The sequence below is a fragment of the Pseudomonas bohemica genome, assembly GCF_002934685.1.
In the GTDB taxonomy this organism is placed as follows: domain Bacteria; phylum Pseudomonadota; class Gammaproteobacteria; order Pseudomonadales; family Pseudomonadaceae; genus Aquipseudomonas; species Aquipseudomonas bohemica.
In genome coordinates, this window is sequence record NZ_NKHL01000110.1 from 133,575 (window position 1) to 150,306 (window position 16,732).

The following is a 16,732-nucleotide window of genomic DNA, read 5'->3' on the forward strand; positions in this document are numbered from 1 at the left end:
GAGCGTACCTCCATATTTTAAATGGAGCAATCCTCCACTTAATCTCCAAGCGAGCAAATGAAATGACAGATCGATTTGAAAACAAGGTCGTGGTGATCACAGGTGGCAGTGACGGTATCGGCTTGGCGACAGCCAAACGCTTCGCGGCGGAAGGCGCGCATGTGTACGTGACGGGACGACAACAAGAGCGGCTCGACAAGGCCGTGCAGGAAATTGGTCGCGGCGCCGTAGGGATCCAGGGAGACGTTGGCAGGGCCGCGGATCTCGACCGGTTGTACGAGCGTATCCAGCGTGATTACGGCAGGGTCGACGTGTTGTTTGCCAATGCGGGGGTTTCCGAGTCCGCGCCGCTTGGTGGGATTGACGAAGAACACTTTGATCGTGTGTTCGGCACAAACGTCAAAGGTCTGGTGTTCACCGTGCAAAAGGCGTTACCGCTGATGATGGCCGGAAGCACAGTGATCCTTACCGGTTCAGGAGCGGGGAGCAAAGGATTCCCCAGCCTGTCGATCTACAGCGCTACGAAGGCCGCGATCCGTTCGTTCGCGCGAACCTGGACGACCGATCTGAAAAGCCTGGGCATCCGCGTTAACGTGATATCCCCTGGTATGATCTACACGCCTGCGATGCAGACGTACCTGCAAAATAACGCGGGTTCGGAGCAAGCGTTAAAGCAGATGACGCCTTTCGGAAGGCTCGGTGAACCAGATGAGGTCGCCCGGGCGGTGCTTTTCCTGGCGTCGGACGAAAGCAGTTTCGTTGCAGGGGACGAACTTTTTTTGGATGGCGGCTTCATGGCGGTCTGACATTTCGATTGGTGAAAGCAACGCACGCTTCGACTCGACCGCGTTTGGGTGTACGGCCGGCTAACCCGCGAAGTGGGATGTTACAGAAACGGGTCGGGCAGCAAAAGAGCTGCACCCGGCCCGCTGTAAGGGCTATTCCGAGTCGTAGGCGATCGAAGTCGAACGTCCGCAATTAGCCCAAAGCCGCCTGTCCGGCAGAAATCCACCCAAAGCCGGCATATGGCTGCTCCAAGCCATCGAGCTTGATCGGCGCTTGATTCCCAGAATGGCAAATCAAACGACAGTCCCATCACTCAAGACAGATTCGGCATACGCTGGCCCGCGATCACCATGATTTCAATACGGTAATGCGGCTGGGCCATCGGCGCCTGCACGCAAGCGCGCACAGGTGCTGCGACGTCGGCCAACCACGCATCCCAGAGCTGATTCATTGATTGGTAATCTGCCATGTCCTTCAGCCATATCTGCGCGCTAAGCAGCTGGCCTTTGTCGCTGCCTGCCCTCTGCAGGGTTTCATCGATCTGTTTCAGCACATCAGCGGTCTGGGCGTGAATATCGCCGTCAACCATTTGCGATACCTTGCCCGACAGGTAGACGGTCTGATTGTGAATTGCCGTTTCGCTGAAACGGGGGGTGGTGCCGATTTTCTGGATCGATTCCGACATTGCAATGCTCTCGGTTAACGTAGGGAGGTATCAGAGGTTGTCGCTCAAACCAGCCCCTGCGCCTGACAGGCGTGAGGCTTCGGAGGCGGGCACGTAGGTGCGGGCGGCCAGACTGTCGAGATAGTCGTGGACGCTGTTGGAGAGTGTCGGGATAGAGCCGCTTAGCGCTTGTCCAGCCCCACTGGTAGTTTTGATGCAGATGCAACTGACGCCCTCGACGTGCGCGCTGGCGAAATTGTCGGCCTGTATAAGAACGGCCTGCCCGGCTGGCGAAAACTCGAGGGTGCAACCCTGCCATGACAATTGCAGCGCAATGCCCAGCTGCCTGGCACTGGCGGTGGCAAAGGGCATTAGCAACTGTGGATGGGTCACTTTCCCGAGCAGGACTCGGCCGTTTTCGTGTAACAAGTAGGCATGGTCGCTCAGTGTTACCCCGGCGATCAGCGGGCACATCGACCTCCCCGCCCGTTCCCAGCATTCAGTGCCAATATCAGGAGTGAGCTGGGGATACACGCAACCGTCATCCAGACGCAACTGCGCAGCCAACAGCGCCGGACCATCCAGACCATTGCCGCTAAGCCAGCGCGCTGCTCTGCCCGCCTCTTCAGCCAGTCCCCAAGACAGTCCAGCACCGCGAGCGGCCTTCTTACAGAGGTTTTCGATTTCATTCAACGACGCATTCACGATGCTGCTCCTGACTGTCCAGACTCGGGCAGGACCAATCGTCCGCCGGCATTTTCGTCAATTCATGGGGGAATGGCGCGCCCTGGTACAGGGTGATGCGCACCCAGCGATCCGAGCGCGGGTCAAAATGCGTGGCACCGAAAAACGACAGCTTGCAACGCACCAGGTCTATCGGCAGCAGTGCCTGATCAATCAGGTTGTCCTGAATGTCGGCGTACGGAAACGCGGGCGCCAATTGCACTCTGCGCACGCTGTGACGATGCTCCGGATGCTGGAGCAGGAAACCCGCCAGCCGTTGCTCATCCATGTAGGGGTGCAGTGCTGCCTGTAGGCGGTGGATGTCACGGGCCACCGCCAGAGGTTGTTCGAGGTCTTGTCCGGGTTCGTTGAAGCGCTGACCGATTCGAGGTTCGAGTTTTTCTTCGGACACGTACCAGAACAGCGCCTGGCTGCTCTCACTGGCGAAGTCGATGCTGGCAACCCAGCCATAGTGGGCCTGCAGAATTTCCCGCAACCGACCTACGCTCATTCCGCCATCGATGACAAAGTTCTGCTGTTCGTCCGCGTGCATGGCGCCGCCCAGGTCATCCACCAGATGCGCATAAGGCTCCAGCAACAGTGAGACCAGGCACTCCTGGGCTTCCAGCGACAGCACGCCTTCAGCCCAGCGATAGAGGGCATCCCAAGGCGCGTTCTGATCCAGAATTCCATCGTCCAGTTGTCGTTCGACCCGAGACAAGTCGTCCTGGAGCTTCAGAATGCGTGCCCGTTGAAGTTCGTGTTCGCAGTGCCAGTGACTGACGCTGGCACTGGCCCGCTTGAGGTAGTCGGCAAACACCCGGCGTTCCTCGGCGCACGCTTGTTGCACAGCACGAACCCTTTGCAAGGCCGTCTCTCGGGCGCTGACCCAGTTGTTCAACAGCACCGGGTGGTTGAGCAGAAACGGAGCCATGCCCAACCCGGTGGAGTTGCCGATACCGAAACGACGACGCAACTCCGGTGCCAGGCTCACTGCGAGTTGCGGTGCGCGGACCTTGGCCATGTGCTCGACCAGATCCAGCGTGAACGCACGAATCAGATACACGGTGAGCATTTCCGCCTGAAACGGCGCAGCCAGCTCCGGCCGCAGTGCGATGCTTTCACGATCGGCAGCGCCAAACTTGCCACTGCCGTAAACCGCGGTGGTGCGCATCAGATAGCCCACCTCATCGATCTCTTCGCGCTCGGGCTGGTGGCCCTCGGAAAGAGTCTGCACGACATGATCGAACATTCGCACCGAGCGGTTGGCCCGGGCCATGCACAGTTCGCGCGATGAAATACGTCCGGCTTCCTGCCTCGGGACGTTGGCCTCAAGACGCGCCAGATCGTCGGCATCGGGTATTCCGTCGAACAGGGCGAAGGTGGCATCCCAGGCGGTGGCGATGACCCGATCCGAGCGCATCGCCGGATCCAGATCATGGGCGAACGCCACGAGACTGTAACTGCGCAGTGGTCCGGTCGCGGTGTACACGGCTCGTCCTACGCCCTGATTGTCGACGGTCCACACCGAACGTTGGAACTGCCAGTGCTCGTCCTTGAGGCGGCGTAGCAACTGGCGCATGAATGAAAGTCGCGATTGGTGAAACGCTCCCAGTCGCGAAGCCTTCATGACGGTAGCGGGCGATCGCATGCTCATTCAGTTCACTCCCTGGTCGCGGGCCATCTGCCGGGCGATGCGGATCGCATCCCAGACCGACGGCAGAATCAGCAGCGAAACCGGGACCGCCGTGATTACGATGAATGATTGCAAGGCACTGACGCCCCCTTGGCCGAGCGTGATCAACGTAGCGCCAACCAACCCCATGCCTGCTCCCCAAAACACCCGCAGCCAGGCCGGCGATTCTCCTTCGCCACTGCTGACAGCCATGGCCACTGTGTAGGACATGGAGCCCGCGCTGGTCACTACCGAGAAGAAGCTGAGGAACAGGAACAGTGCAGAAATCAGGTTCGGCATGGGCATGGATTGGGCGACTCCGAGCAATAGCGCCTCCGGTTGCACGCCGTGACTGATCACGCTGCCGGGTGACTGCAATTCAACACCGATTCCGGTACCACCCACTAGCGTGAACCAGATCATGGTGATCAACGGTGCAGCCACTGACATCAGGGTGATCAGCTCACGAATGGTCCGGCCGCGAGAGACCTTGGCCACATAGATTCCCATCATGGGTGCATAGCCGATGAACCAGCCCCAATAGAACAGCGTCCAGCCGTTCAGCCATGAACTGTCGTCGCGGTACAGGGCCGTCTGGAAAAAGCTGGTGACGTGCAGTGCCAGGCTTTGGGCAAAGGTCTCGCTGAGGAACAGCGTCGGGCCGAAAATGAACAGAAACGCAGCCAGACCAAGCATCAACCACACATGCACCTTGCTCACCAGGCGCAGGCCGCCCAGCCCGATCACGCAAGACAGCGTATAGATCACCGTCACCGCGAGGATCACCATGGACTGGACCATCATGGTATTGGGTACGCCCCACACTGAGTGCAGCACGAAGGCGATCTGCAGACCGAGAAACCCCACTGGCCCGATCGTACCGGCGACCACCGCAATGATCGCCGAGGCGTCAGCGAACACCGCGATCGGGCCCTTGAGGGCGCGCTTGCCCAACAACGGATAGAGCAAGGTGCGCGGCATGAGCGGCAGATTTTTTTCGTGATGCAGGTACATATAAACCACGGTCAGCAGGCTGCCGAGCACCGCCCAGGCCATGAAGCCCCAGTGCAAGAAAGATTGCGACAACGCCGCCACGCCGGCAGGGCCGGTTTTTGCGGCGACTTCGAAGTAAGGCGGTGGCGTGAGGAAGTGCATCATGGGTTCTGCGGCCGCCCAGAACGCGCCGCCACCGGCCAGCAACGCACACATGATCATCGACACCCAGTTGAAGGTGCTGATGCTCGGTTTGTGCGTCACTCCACCGAGGCGCACCCGCCCCAGACGGGTGTAACCGATGTACAGGCTGGCGGCAAACGTCAGCAGCATCAGCACCTGCCAGTACAACCCGAAGAAACGCGTGCTCCAGGCAAAAGCGTTGCCAATCAGTGAAGAAAGGGTGTTCAGGTCGATCAGGGCGATGACCAGAAACAGCAGGAAAAAGCCGCCGCTGATCCAGAATATCGACCAGTTGAGCGCACCCGCCGGGCTCTTGCGCCGTGCAGGTGTCTCGAGGCCCGCGTTGATTTCGCTTGGGATTTCCATAGTGCCTCCGCAAAGTGATGGCAGTCGCTAATAATTGTTATGGGCGCATTTATTGTTCTTGGTGCTTGGCGATGCCCTTGGCAGGGCTTGCGTCAGGACAATCTGTAAATGTTTGGGAACCTCAAACCGCTATCCAGGAAGGCTGAGCGCTGGACTCGGCGGGTGTATGGGTCTGTCGCTGCACTGGGGTGAAGCTCTCCTCAAAAAAGCGCAACCAGTTACCGCCCATGATTGCGCTCGTATCGGCCGCGCCGAAGCCCACGGCCCGCAGCCCCGATTCAATGTTGTGAAAGTCGCGGTTATCACGGAACCATTCAGGCTGATCGGGAAACCCCGGCTGCGCCTTGGAGCCTTCGCCGTAATCGACCTCCAGCGTCCAGCGACCGACGCGCATCCAGTCGACCACGCTGTTGGGCTGGTCCTGGCAGAGGTCCGATCCGATGCCCAGATGCTCGACCCCCATCAACTCGGCGCAGCGCGCGATCATTTCGCAAAAGCTGCGCACAGTGCAGGCGCTCTTGTCCTTGAGGTGATGCGGGTACAACGAGAAACCGAACATCCCGCCGCTCTCACCCAAGGCCTTGAGCACGGCGTCAGACTTGTTGCGCAGCGCCGCATGCCAGAACGCCGGGTTGGCGTGAGTAATGGCAATCGGACGTTGAGAAAGCTCGATGGCTTCGAGGGTCGAGCGTTCAGCGGAATGCGACATGTCCACGACCAGCCCGACCCGGTTCATCTCGCGGATCACCTGCTTGCCCATGCGGGTCAGGCCTGGGTCGTTTTGCTCATAACAGCCGGTCGCCAGCAGCGACTGGTTGTTGTAGGTCAATTGCATGAAGCGCGCACCGAGGCTATGCACCACCTCCACCAGGCCGATGTCATCTTCTATCGGTGATGGATTCTGAAAACCGAAGAAGATCGCCGTACGCCCGGTCTGTCGGGCAAGCGCGATATCACTGGCCCATTTACCGTGCAGAATCAGGTGCGCGTAGCGCTGAAATCGTTGGTTCCAGGCTTCGATGTTGGCGACCATCTCGCGAAAGTTTTCGTGGTAGGCGATGGTCACGTGCACCGCGTCGACGCCGCCGACACGCATCTGCTGGAAAATCTTCTCCGACCAGTTGTCATACTGCATGCCGTCGATCCGCGGTCCGCGGGCGGCGAACGTTTGCGCCGGGGTCATAGCGGTGCTCCAGCGGCAATGTAGCCGGTCTTGACATGGGTGTAGAATTCCACCGCCGATCGACCTTGCTCCCGCGGGCCATAGCTCGAATCGCCACGGCCGCCAAACGGAACGTGATAGTCAGTGCCCGCGGTGGGCAGGTTGACCATCACGCAGCCTACCCGAGCACTGCGCCGGAAGTGAGTGGCACGGGCGAGGGAGCGGGTCATGATGCCGGCCGTCAGGCCAAAACGGGTGTCGTTGACCAGGCTAAGCGCCTCGTCGTAACTATCGGCCTTGATCACACAGGCGATCGGTGCAAACAGCTCTTCGCGATTGATGCGCATGCTGTTCCGGCCGCCGACGAACAGCGCCGGTGCCTGGTAAAACCCCGACGTGGACCGTTCAAGGCGTTGACCTCCGGTGAGCAGTTCGGCCCCTTCCTCACGGCCTGACTGGATATTCGCAAGGTTGGCCTGCAGTTGCGCCTCACTGGCCACTGGACCGATCTGGGTACCGGGCTCCAGCGCATGGCCGACTTTCAGCGCCTGAGTAGCGACGAGCAGTTTTTCGACAAAGGCGTCGTGAATGTCCGCATGTACGATCAAGCGCGACGATGCAGTGCATTTCTGCCCGGTGCCACCGAAGGCGCCGTTCACTGCGCAGCTCACGGCCAGGTCCAGATCAGCATCGTCCATGACGGCCAAGGCGTTTTTCGAGCCCATTTCCAGTTGGACCTTGGTCAGGTTGGCAGCTGCCGAGGCTGCGATGCCCTTGCCCACGTCCACCGAACCGGTGAAGGAAATAGCGTTGATACCCGGATGCTCGATGAGCGCCTGGCCGATCTCGGAACCTGCACCCATCATCAGATTGAACAGGCCTTTGGGCAAATCCTGACGAGAAATGATTTCCCCCAGAATGACCGCGCTCGCCGGGGTCAGGTTGGCCGGTTTCCAGACCACGGCGTTGCCGAATGCCAGCGCTGGCGCGATTTTCCAGCAGGCGGTGGCCATGGGGAAATTCCACGGGGAGACGATCGCCACCACACCCACCGGCTCACGGCGGACGTCGATTTCGATGCCGTCACGCACCGAGTCGGCGGTGTGGCCCAACTGACGCAGAGTTTCTGCGGCGTAGTAGGTAAAGAACTGTCCGGCGCGATACACCTCACCGCGGCCTTCTGCCTGCGGCTTGCCTTCTTCGCGGGAAAGGACCTGGCCGATTTCCTCGGCACGTTTTATCAGCTCCTCACCAATGCTCATCAGCACCTTGTAGCGCTGCTCAATGCCGCTGTGTGCCCAAGTTTTCTGCGCGTCATGGGCTGCGTCAATGGCGCTATCCAGTTGCGCTCGGGAGGCCTGGGCGTAAAGACCGATCAGATCGTTGGTATCGGAGGGGCTGCGGTTTTCAATGTCACTGGCGCCTGCAAGCCACTGGCCGGCGATGTAGTTGCGATGCTTCTGACTCATGAAACTCTCCTGAGCGGCACACTCGGCAAGACGTAGCCTTAGTGTGGGTTGAGAGAATTATGAGCCGGCGTTAATTTAAGTAAATCTAATATAATTTAATGGTTTTTAAGTATTATTTAACGCGTATTTTCAGTCACCAGGGTTCTCCATGAGTATCAAAATCTCCAACCTGCAGTTCTTCGTCGCGGTCGCCACCAGCCAGAACCTTTCCCAGGCCGCCCAACGTCTGCATCGGACGCCTGCGGCAGTGTCGTTATCGCTCAAGCAGCTGGAGGAAGAACTGGGCGGCTCGCTCTTCGAGGGGGAACGCAAGAACCAGCTCAGCCCACTGGGGCGTTTTGTCTTACTCGAGGCTCAACGGGAACTGGCGCATTTCGAGCGCACCATCAGCACCATAAAGACCTACGCCAAGGCGGAAACCGGACTGGTCAGAGTGGCAGCGGTGCCCTCCTTCGCGATCACGTTGCTGCCACCAATACTCAAGCAGTTTCATGAACGACATCCGCAATTCCATCTGGACATCCGCGACATGGATTCCGCGCGGGTGGTACAGGCAGTGCTCAGCGGCGACGTGGATATCGGCATTGCCACGGTGCCAGCGATCATCCCCAACATCGAACAGGACCACCTGTTCTCGGATGCATTCTGCGTTGTGTGCAGCAGCGACAGCGGCCTCAACCAACTGACGCGGCCGGTGCGCTGGAGCGATCTGGAGGGACATAACTTCATCAACAGTGGGCTTGGCGCCGAAATCAACGCTGCCGAATTTCGCCACATTCGTGACCAATCGACGCTCAGCGTGAGGAACACAAACTCGTTGTTGGCCCTGGTGACGCAACGTATGGGGGTGACCTTGCTGCCGGAGCTGCTAAGCCGCTCAAGCGCTAGCGGCAATCTGAGCTTCCTGCCCCTCGAAGACAAGCGCATCGTGCGCTCGGTGAGCGTCATTACCCAGCCCAGGGAGACCCTCAATCATGCGTCCTACACGTTTCTGAAGGCGCTCAAAGAGAGTCGATTTGTCGCTCATGAAGCACAACTTCCAGGGTAAACATCGACGTCAAAGCACCTCGCTTCGCGCTTGAAAGCGAAAATCGCCAACAGCTGCATCGCTATTGGCGTTCAGGGTGCCAAGGGTTGAGTCTTGAAATCCCGATGCACACCGAGCAAACAACGCCTTGTCCGGTGCTGGCCGCATGAGGCACTAGAGGACGAGGTGCAGGTCTGATTCTGCAATGCGTCGGACATGCTACAAATCCGCAAGCGTATAGATGGCGTGTTCGCAGAGGCGCAGTTCCCGTGCGCTCGGCTCAAATTTTCAACTTATAACTTAACTAGGAAAATCAATACCTTATAAATGCTAATAGCAAATAGTGTTTGAGTTAGTCACATTTCCGACGATCAGCGCTCGACGCTTATTGTATTGAGCCCTCAGCCACCGCAGAATCCCCACCATCGCCGGTTGTTTATCTCTCGATTTGCCAAAAGGAAGGTGTGCAATGATGAGCGTTTTCGCGATTGTGATAACCATCTGTACGGGGTCTGAAGGGTGTTTGGAAGAGCGCCAGCCGGCGGCGTATTCCACTCGGGACCAATGCATGGAAAGCGTTGCTACCATGCCCGTCAGGAAGGGCATGAAGTATCACTGCTCATCAGTTCCGCCGATCATAGTCAAGGATCAACGCCGCGCAACTCAACCTCACCTAGTGACAACCTCGGACGAAGCAACGGCCAAACCTTGAGCCGGTTTTATCCTGGACTTGGCGATGGACGGTGGACGGTGGACTAACGATCTGCAGTGCGTAGCTAAAATTCTGACGTGCCAGCTCATGTGGTCCGATGGGAACGTCCATGTCCCACGGATCGTGATGCAGAGTGCAATGAGCTGCGCGGCGCGTCGGTTCGGCTTCTCCTCGCGCCAATGACAGTTGAGTCAATTGAACGTTAGCCTGATGGTCCGGATAAGAAGTCGCTTACTTCTTCGACCCGCCAGGCAGCACCGCGCCCAGCACCTGCTTGGCCGTTAGAATGATGACCCCTGCTTCGTCGGGATCACCCTGTAACAAGGTGGACGCGAATTTCTTCGCTTGCTCCAACTTGATGTGCGGCGGCAGCGGCGGAACGTTGGGGTCGGTCTTGAATTCAAGCAACACCGGGACGTCGGACGCCAGCGCCTTTTCCCAGGCTTCTGCCACCTGATCTTCACGATCCACGAAGATCCCTTTGAGCCCTATCGAAATGGCGAACAGGTGGTAAGGGACGTCCGGGATATTCTGCGATGCTTCGAACTTGGGATCGCCTTCCATCACGCGCTGTTCCCAAGTCACCTGGTTAAGATCTTCATTGTTGAATACCGCACAGATCCACTTTGGGCTGTCCCATTGCTTCCAGTATTTGGCGACGGTAATAAGTTCGGCCATGTTGTTCATTTGCATGGCGCCGTCCCCCACCAACGCGATGACGGGCCGCTCGGGAAACGCAAACTTGGCGGCAATCGCGTACGGCACCGCGGCGCCCATGGATGCCAGCCCGCCAGACAGCGAGCACATCATGCCTGGGCGAATCTTCAGATCACGGGCATACCAGTTGGCACACGAGCCTGAATCGCTGGTAATGATCGCGTGATCGGGCAGACGCGGCGAGAGTTCAAATACCACGCGTTGAGGGTTGATCGGATCGGCCTTGGCCAGCGCGCGCTTTTCCAACGTCTTCTCCCAACTTGCGCGCCAAGCCACCACTTTCTTGCGCCATGAGCGTTGCGTTTTTTGCTGAAGAAGAGGCATGAGGGCCGTAAGTGTCTCGCCAGCATCACCTACCAGATTGACTTCCATTGGGTACCGCAGGCTCAGCATGTCAGGTTGCAGATCGATCTGTACGCCTCGCGCCTGTCCTTCCTTGGGAAGAAACTCGGAGTAAGGAAAACCAGATCCAATCATGAGAAAGGTGTCGCACTCGCTCATCAGCTTGTAGCTCGGCTCAGTTCCGAGCAGGCCAATGCTTCCCGTGACCCACGGCAAGTCATCAGGCACTACCGCTTTGCCAAGAAGCGCTTTGGCGACGCCGGCGCCCAGCTTTTCCGCAACTTCAATGACTTCATCTGTCGCCCCCAGAGCACCTGCTCCGACCAGGATCGCGACCTTTTCACCGGCATTGAGTACGTCGGCTGCTCTCTGCAGATCAGCCTCGTAGGGCACGACTCTCGGTTTGCTGTACCCGACCCCGGAGTGAATGGTTCCGTGTGCTCTGGCGGGGTCCTTGAACTCTGCTTCTTGCAGGTCGTTAGGCAGAATGATCGCCGTCACTCGGCGTTCGCCGACGGCGGTGCGAACCGCGCGGTCGATGAGATGGCGCACTTGTGCAGGTGAAGATGCTTGCTGAACGAATGCGCCGGCCACGTCCTTGAACATCGAGACCAAATCCAGCTCTTGCTGATAGTGCCCACCAAGGGCATTGCGGGCCTGCTGCCCCACGATAGCCAACACCGGCATGTGATCCATCCGCGCGTCATAGAGACCGGTTATCAAATGGGAGGCGCCGGGGCCGAATGTCGCAATGCAGACGCCCAATTCTCCGGTGAACTTCGCATGGGCAGATGCCATGAAGGCGGCCATTTCTTCATGTCGGGCCTGCACAAATTCGATCTTTCCATTGGCACGGCGCAGTGCACCGAACACGCCATTGATACCGTCGCCGGGGTAGCCAAAAATTCGCGTGACACCCCACTGGCTCAGTCTTTCGACTAGAAAATCCCCTACTGTCCTCATTATCCATCCTCGCGTGTCGTCTAGCGTGGTGCGACCTCAAGAACCTCTCCAGGATCGTCCCCGAGCGTAAAGTCTGGACAGCGAAGGCAACTTTTTAGTTCGAGTAAATCTTCAGTACCTGCTAGAGGCGATTCGCGAGCTCAGCATTGAATATCCGGCCCCGCCGCTTTTCGGCTACTCGGCGAGCAGCGAAGCGACGTTCCGTTTAGTCGGTCCGATGGAACATTTTCCAATACCTCGTCCTCTACGGCAAAACGAGCCCTTGGAGGCCCCGTCATGATCGACCCTAAAACAGGCATGAAACCCGGCGAGCGTTATTCAGTGGAGCTTTTGGGCGACACGCATCCGTTTACCGGCTTTTTTCTGGATGGAAAGTATTACCTCGCTCCCGAGTTATTGACCGCGGTCGGTTGGCTGGAAGGCCAACAGTTCATTTATGACGACCTCGACGAGACAGGAGAGCCTGTGTTTCCAAACCGGCTTGCTGGCACTATCGAAGACCTCACACTTACCTTGGTGGGCGGTGATTCGCTAACGCTAAACCACGATGATGCTAGCGCTTCCGTGGATTCTCCTGCCCCCCGATATGTCCCAGCTGATTTACCTGAGCCATCCCACATGGGCCCCCTGGATGGGCAACTGGTCGTCATCACTGGCGCATCAAGCGGCATAGGTCGAGCGACCGCCAAAGCGTTCGCCTGTCAAGGCGCTCGCCTGGTGTTGGCAGCGCGTGATGAAGAGGCGCTTTATGAGGTGCTGGATGAATGCACCGATTGCGGTACCGACGCCGTCGCAGTGGCCACGGACGTTACCAAGAGCGAGCAAATGAAACATCTCGCCGAGCGCGCTGCGGAGTTCGGCAATGGCCGAATCGATGTTTGGATCAACAACGCAGGCGTCGGTGCGGTTGGAAGCTTCGAGGACACCCCGCTCGACGCTCATGAGCAAGTCATCCAGACAGATCTTCTTGGCTACCTGCGCGGCGCTCACGTTGCCCTCCCCTATTTCAAGGCCCAGCAAAGCGGAATACTGATAAACACCTTGTCATTGGGAAGTTGGGTGGCCCAGCCCTATGCCGTCGCTTATTCAGCTGCAAAGTTCGGCCTTCGCGGGCTGACTGAAGCGTTGAGAGGCGAGCTGACGGAATTCCCTGATATCCACGTCTGCGATATCTACCCCGCTGTCATGGATACGCCTGGATTTCGAGACGCAGGTAATTACACCGGCCACGCTCTCAAACCCCCATCGCCTATCTATGACCCTCAACTGGTAGCCGAGGCGATGGTGAACTGCGCCATCACGCCGCGTACGACTACGACGGTGGGCCGCGCGGCGCATGTAGCCCGCCTGTCTCATTTTTTAGTGCCCGGGTTCAACCACCTGGCTGGATGGCTCACTCGGTGGGGCATACGCCGCAGCCCGGCAGCTGCGACATCCACTGGAAATCTCTTCGCGCCGCCGAGCGGCACCCGCCAGATGGAAGGTGGATGGCGTCAAAAGTCCCACGGAACGCCCACGGTCCTGGCACTGGCTTCGACGTTGTTGATAGGAGGCTGCGCTTATGCGCTTTTACGCAACAAACGGAGGTAATGGAGCGCTCAAGCCAGTGCTATTTAACGCCAGCGCGTACAGACCACGCGGCCAGAGGCCGCATCATTTACCGTCAGAGGTCAAACTGGATAGGCGCGTGCCGACATGAGCGAGGCAACACTAAAACAGCCTCTACGTCGGCCCGTCTTCGGCACCGAGCAGGAACTCGATTAGTGTTGCAGCACAGGCCTCTATCCCGGCGTCATCAATGATTTCGAAGCCATGCGTATTTTCGGTGGGAATAGCGATACAACCCGCTTTTGCAGAAATACCGTTGCTCATCACGGCACTGGCATCGGACGCGAAATCGACGAGCAACGCGATTTGGGCTGAATATCCTGCGCGTTTGGCAGCGGTCACCAGCCCTGCCACGATTTCACGGCTGTAATAGCCCTTCTCGTCTCCCGTGTTGATAATGGGGTCTGCACAAAACCTGGTACCGTACTCTGCCAAAACTGGCCCGACCTCCACGGCAATGGTTACATCTCCCGGGAGTCGAGATGCCGCGTACATCGCCCCTGCATTCGATTCTTCTTCCAAGGTCGTGCACACGAACCAGACGTCTTGTTTGAGCCGCTCGCGCCGCTGCGCAACGCCCCGTGCAGCCATGATCGTTGCCAATAGGGGCGCGCGGTCATCAAGGAAGTGTGCAGCGATGGCATTGGGTAGTCGAAACGGCTGGCGCCAGTGTTTGCTCAGTACGACCCGCGTACCCGGTCGAACGTCCAGGTTGGCCAGCTCCTCAGTGCTGCGTCGAGTGACGATGTGAACATCTGACCAATGAACGTCTCCGGTAAGCACATCACGGCCTTGCGATGTACTACCACTGTTGTGCATCGAGCCGAAAGAAAGCACGCCGGGCAGAGTTGAACTCCCCAGGATGTCGACAGGACACGCGCCGAAGCTGATGGGCTGCGCGCCCCCGAGAGCAATGACCTCAAGTGTGCCGTCATCATTGATCCGCTTCACGAGCATCGCGATCTCATCGAGATGCGCCATGACTCGAATGCCTTCATCAGGATCGGTCGAATGCTCCGAGCGTATTACGCCTACGACATTGCCGGCCCTATCGACAGTCACCTCATCACAATGCCGTTCAAGCTCAACCCGACAGACGCTACGCACCTCATCTTCCTGGCCACCGGGCCCATGTGCCAGAAGCAGACGCTCCAACAAATCCATAGTGTCCTGAGTCATTGTGTTCCTCGCAGAGAAAACGCCTGGTGTTTTCTGCCAATCCTTCACTGCCAAAGTCAGGCGCTGGAATTCATCAGGCACGTTGTCCCTTTCTTGATTTCCCTGCATAACCGTCTCTGGCAGCACGTCAGTTTTTTTAGCCTACGCTGGACGCCACTCAACATCGGTGACCCCATGTTTCTCAGCCTGAGGTTTGCTGAGCTTGGGCGTCGGATCGCTCCGGTATTTGGGTAGTTGCCCAATCCCGGCATCCACGGTTGCCCAATGCCAGGCTTCAACGTTGTCCATCTTCGCTGCTCGGATGTAAAAAGTCTTGTACGTGCCGTTGAGCAAGTAATCGATCCGATAGTGGTGTTCCTGGGCCATTTCAGTCTCCTTGGCATTGCGGTACCCAAGCCAAAGATCCTGCGCGCAAAAAAAAAATTCCTTATTTAAAACAGTTCATTACGGATCCACTCAACTGAGTGTAAATCCATGCGCCAAACCTTCATCACACCTTGTAGGTCAGTGTTGTGCATTCGGCGTGATTTCCTCGAACTCTTGCCGATGACAGGTTTCACATGAGCATGCTTGCGGCGCATCGAAAGAATGAGCGTGTGCAGACGCTCAAGATCGCAACGTTCAATATCAACGGGATTGGGAACTGGACACCGCCCTTCGGGCTGATTTTACAGAGACGCGGCAAGCCACCACCGCTGAAATGCGTCGGCGTGTGGGCCTCGAATAACCCAACCAGGAGAAGCAAAATGGAAAATTACCACATCATCAAAACGGATAACGGATGGGCTCTGACCAAACAGGGTGCCGAACGTGCCTCGAAAACAGCTGCCACCAAGGCCGAAATTACTGCACTCGCCAGCGAATTTCTAAACGGCAAAACCGCGTCGCTCAAGATCCACAAAGAGGACGGGACGATTCAAGAGGAGCGCACCTATCCCCGCAGCGCTGATCCAACCCAAACCAAAGGTTAAGTACTTAGCTCGCGCGGCGCCCGATTTGGCCAACGATGCAAATTTCAAGCTTCGGGAAGCATGGAAAATGCTGGCGGTGGTTGTCACTGTTCCCCGCACGGGGCAGCTCCATCCATGCTACGTAGCGGGAAAACTGCTCAAGGACGTCCCGTCCGGCTGAGATTTAATAGGCTGAACTAAGGCACCGCTCGCCCATTCTCACGTTAATGCGGACACCTGCTTCCATCTCGTTTTCATGGAGCAAGGGTGGTCAAGACTTCCAGCAAGGAGCATGTGGCATGAGACTGTTCAGAAAGCCCAAGCGATGTTCGTTAACCACCGAGATGTTGATAAAGGTCCGCCTGAAGGGGATCCGGCGATGGTAACTGTACTCATAGTCGACGACGAATTCGTAATAGCGGAGATTCTGAGTTTTGCGCTCCAGGAGGAGGGAGTGACAACGATCATCGCGGGTAACGGGTTCACGGCTCTTGAGATCCTGGACGGCGAGTGGCCTGATCTCATCATCACCGACTTCATGATGCCCGGCATGAACGGAATCGAAATGGCTGAAGCGATCAGAACCAGCAAAGCGCATGGGCTAACACCCATGATCCTCATGAGCGGCGCGCAGGCAGATTTAGGACTGGCACGGCCAGACCTTTTCGTTGGGGTTGTCGAGAAGCCTTTCGACATTGACGTGATCATCAGCAAAGTCAAAGCCATCGTTGGCCCCACTGACGGCAACGCGACAAGGCAAACCTAGGCCTGCAATCGTCGTGAATCGCCGAAAGTCGTCCAAGGGTCATGCTCGGAGGCAACTCGCTGATGAGTACGTATTCGGTTGTTCGGCCGCAAACTCGCGCTGTTGGTCAAGCAACTCTTGCAGACTCCCGCTGCCGCATCGAGTTGCGAGGATGTCCCAATAGCGTCGTGACCACCACGGACTTTTACACCGGCACACACGGAGCTTAAGCGTCTCTGGAACTCGAGCTTTCGACATGTTTCTCGCCGGATTTTAATGCCATACGCGCTGGTGTTTTATGTGCGAAATGGAAAAAACAGCGACGGTGAAATTTAAGCCCAAAAAAACCGTACTTTGCACGGGCGATAAAAAGGATAGCTACGATCCACTGTTGCCGCTGACCGAAAACTGACCCATTAACGGCTGTTCTGCCGACTGAAAACTGACCCAGGTGTTCAACTGCTTCTG

The 16,732-nt window shown here is 57.7% G+C and carries 15 protein-coding genes; 5 read left to right on the forward strand and 10 right to left on the reverse strand.

All coding sequences use genetic code 11. The annotated features are described in order from the left end of the window. Positions 1-62 precede the first annotated feature (62 nt). Positions 63-806, forward strand: a complete 744-nt coding sequence (locus tag CE491_RS16220; protein ID WP_110949340.1) for an SDR family NAD(P)-dependent oxidoreductase — start codon at positions 63-65, stop codon at positions 804-806. Positions 807-1,099: 293 nt separating this feature from the next. Here CE491_RS16220 and CE491_RS16225 read toward each other — a convergent pair whose 3' ends face one another. The 6 genes from CE491_RS16225 to CE491_RS16250 all read right to left on the reverse strand — a co-directional run bounded on the left by CE491_RS16225 (position 1,100) and on the right by CE491_RS16250 (position 8,021). Beyond that, positions 1,100-1,471 (reverse strand): RidA family protein, encoded by a 372-nt coding sequence (locus CE491_RS16225; protein WP_110949341.1) that lies wholly within the window; start codon positions 1,469-1,471, stop codon positions 1,100-1,102. A gap of 30 nt (positions 1,472-1,501) precedes the next feature. Next, positions 1,502-2,155 carry a DUF3726 domain-containing protein gene (locus CE491_RS16230; RefSeq protein WP_110949342.1) on the reverse strand — a complete coding sequence of 218 codons (654 nt, stop codon included), beginning with the start codon at positions 2,153-2,155 and terminating at the stop codon, positions 1,502-1,504. Continuing rightward, complete coding sequence (locus tag CE491_RS16235; protein ID WP_110949343.1) at positions 2,136-3,830, reverse strand: hypothetical protein; 1,695 nt, start codon at positions 3,828-3,830, stop codon at positions 2,136-2,138. The genes CE491_RS16230 and CE491_RS16235 overlap by 20 nt, the downstream gene beginning before the upstream one ends. Next, positions 3,831-5,390 (reverse strand): BCCT family transporter, encoded by a 1,560-nt coding sequence (locus tag CE491_RS16240; protein WP_110949344.1) that lies wholly within the window; start codon positions 5,388-5,390, stop codon positions 3,831-3,833. Positions 5,391-5,511: 121 nt separating this feature from the next. Then, positions 5,512-6,573 carry a membrane dipeptidase gene (locus CE491_RS16245; protein ID WP_110949345.1) on the reverse strand — a complete coding sequence of 354 codons (1,062 nt, stop codon included), beginning with the start codon at positions 6,571-6,573 and terminating at the stop codon, positions 5,512-5,514. After that, positions 6,570-8,021: an aldehyde dehydrogenase family protein gene (locus CE491_RS16250; protein ID WP_110949346.1), complete on the reverse strand. Its 1,452-nt coding sequence runs from the start codon at positions 8,019-8,021 to the stop codon at positions 6,570-6,572. The genes CE491_RS16245 and CE491_RS16250 overlap by 4 nt, the downstream gene beginning before the upstream one ends. 148 nt (positions 8,022-8,169) lie before the next feature. Here CE491_RS16250 and CE491_RS16255 point away from each other — a divergent pair, with 148 nt between their 5' ends. Beyond that, complete coding sequence (locus CE491_RS16255; protein ID WP_110949347.1) at positions 8,170-9,069, forward strand: LysR family transcriptional regulator; 900 nt, start codon at positions 8,170-8,172, stop codon at positions 9,067-9,069. Positions 9,070-9,991: 922 nt separating this feature from the next. Here the strand turns inward: CE491_RS16255 and CE491_RS16265 are convergent. Further along, positions 9,992-11,782 carry a thiamine pyrophosphate-requiring protein gene (locus CE491_RS16265; protein ID WP_407681346.1) on the reverse strand — a complete coding sequence of 597 codons (1,791 nt, stop codon included), beginning with the start codon at positions 11,780-11,782 and terminating at the stop codon, positions 9,992-9,994. A gap of 276 nt (positions 11,783-12,058) precedes the next feature. Between CE491_RS16265 and CE491_RS16270 the strand changes: the two genes are divergently transcribed. Then, entirely contained in the window at positions 12,059-13,372 is a 1,314-nt protein-coding gene (locus CE491_RS16270) for an SDR family oxidoreductase (protein ID WP_110949350.1), read from the forward strand. A gap of 132 nt (positions 13,373-13,504) precedes the next feature. On the opposite strand, the gene CE491_RS16275 is transcribed toward CE491_RS16270, so the two are convergent. Beyond that, positions 13,505-14,569: a zinc-binding metallopeptidase family protein gene (locus CE491_RS16275; RefSeq protein WP_110949358.1), complete on the reverse strand. Its 1,065-nt coding sequence runs from the start codon at positions 14,567-14,569 to the stop codon at positions 13,505-13,507. A 141-nt stretch (positions 14,570-14,710) separates the two neighbouring features. After that, entirely contained in the window at positions 14,711-14,935 is a 225-nt protein-coding gene (locus CE491_RS16280; protein ID WP_110949351.1) for a DUF6555 family protein, read from the reverse strand. 380 nt (positions 14,936-15,315) lie between these two features. Here CE491_RS16280 and CE491_RS16285 point away from each other — a divergent pair, with 380 nt between their 5' ends. After that, positions 15,316-15,540: a DUF2188 domain-containing protein gene (locus CE491_RS16285; RefSeq protein WP_110949352.1), complete on the forward strand. Its 225-nt coding sequence runs from the start codon at positions 15,316-15,318 to the stop codon at positions 15,538-15,540. Between the two features lie 271 nt (positions 15,541-15,811). Then, positions 15,812-16,285: a response regulator gene (locus tag CE491_RS16290; RefSeq protein WP_324881079.1), complete on the forward strand. Its 474-nt coding sequence runs from the start codon at positions 15,812-15,814 to the stop codon at positions 16,283-16,285. Between the two features lie 205 nt (positions 16,286-16,490). Here the strand turns inward: CE491_RS16290 and CE491_RS30790 are convergent. After that, positions 16,491-16,732, reverse strand: a 242-nt coding sequence (locus CE491_RS30790) for a hypothetical protein (RefSeq protein WP_234407614.1), incomplete at its 5' end; no start/stop codon positions are given.

Bases quoted from the DNA above. Each gene is read 5' to 3' on its own strand.
- CE491_RS16235 (WP_110949343.1), bottom strand. From the start codon at position 3,830: ATGAGCATGCGATCGCCCGCTACCGTCATGAAGGCTTCGCGACTGGGA.
- CE491_RS16280 (WP_110949351.1), bottom strand. From the start codon at position 14,935: ATGGCCCAGGAACACCACTATCGGATCGATTACTTGCTCAACGGCACG.
- CE491_RS16275 (WP_110949358.1), bottom strand. From the start codon at position 14,569: ATGACTCAGGACACTATGGATTTGTTGGAGCGTCTGCTTCTGGCACAT.
- CE491_RS16220 (WP_110949340.1), top strand. From the start codon at position 63: ATGACAGATCGATTTGAAAACAAGGTCGTGGTGATCACAGGTGGCAGT.
- CE491_RS16290 (WP_324881079.1), top strand. From the start codon at position 15,812: ATGTGGCATGAGACTGTTCAGAAAGCCCAAGCGATGTTCGTTAACCAC.
- CE491_RS16265 (WP_407681346.1), bottom strand. From the start codon at position 11,782: ATGAGGACAGTAGGGGATTTTCTAGTCGAAAGACTGAGCCAGTGGGGT.
- CE491_RS16225 (WP_110949341.1), bottom strand. From the start codon at position 1,471: ATGTCGGAATCGATCCAGAAAATCGGCACCACCCCCCGTTTCAGCGAA.
- CE491_RS16285 (WP_110949352.1), top strand. From the start codon at position 15,316: ATGGAAAATTACCACATCATCAAAACGGATAACGGATGGGCTCTGACC.
- CE491_RS16245 (WP_110949345.1), bottom strand. From the start codon at position 6,573: ATGACCCCGGCGCAAACGTTCGCCGCCCGCGGACCGCGGATCGACGGC.
- CE491_RS16255 (WP_110949347.1), top strand. From the start codon at position 8,170: ATGAGTATCAAAATCTCCAACCTGCAGTTCTTCGTCGCGGTCGCCACC.
- CE491_RS16250 (WP_110949346.1), bottom strand. From the start codon at position 8,021: ATGAGTCAGAAGCATCGCAACTACATCGCCGGCCAGTGGCTTGCAGGC.
- CE491_RS16240 (WP_110949344.1), bottom strand. From the start codon at position 5,390: ATGGAAATCCCAAGCGAAATCAACGCGGGCCTCGAGACACCTGCACGG.
- CE491_RS16270 (WP_110949350.1), top strand. From the start codon at position 12,059: ATGATCGACCCTAAAACAGGCATGAAACCCGGCGAGCGTTATTCAGTG.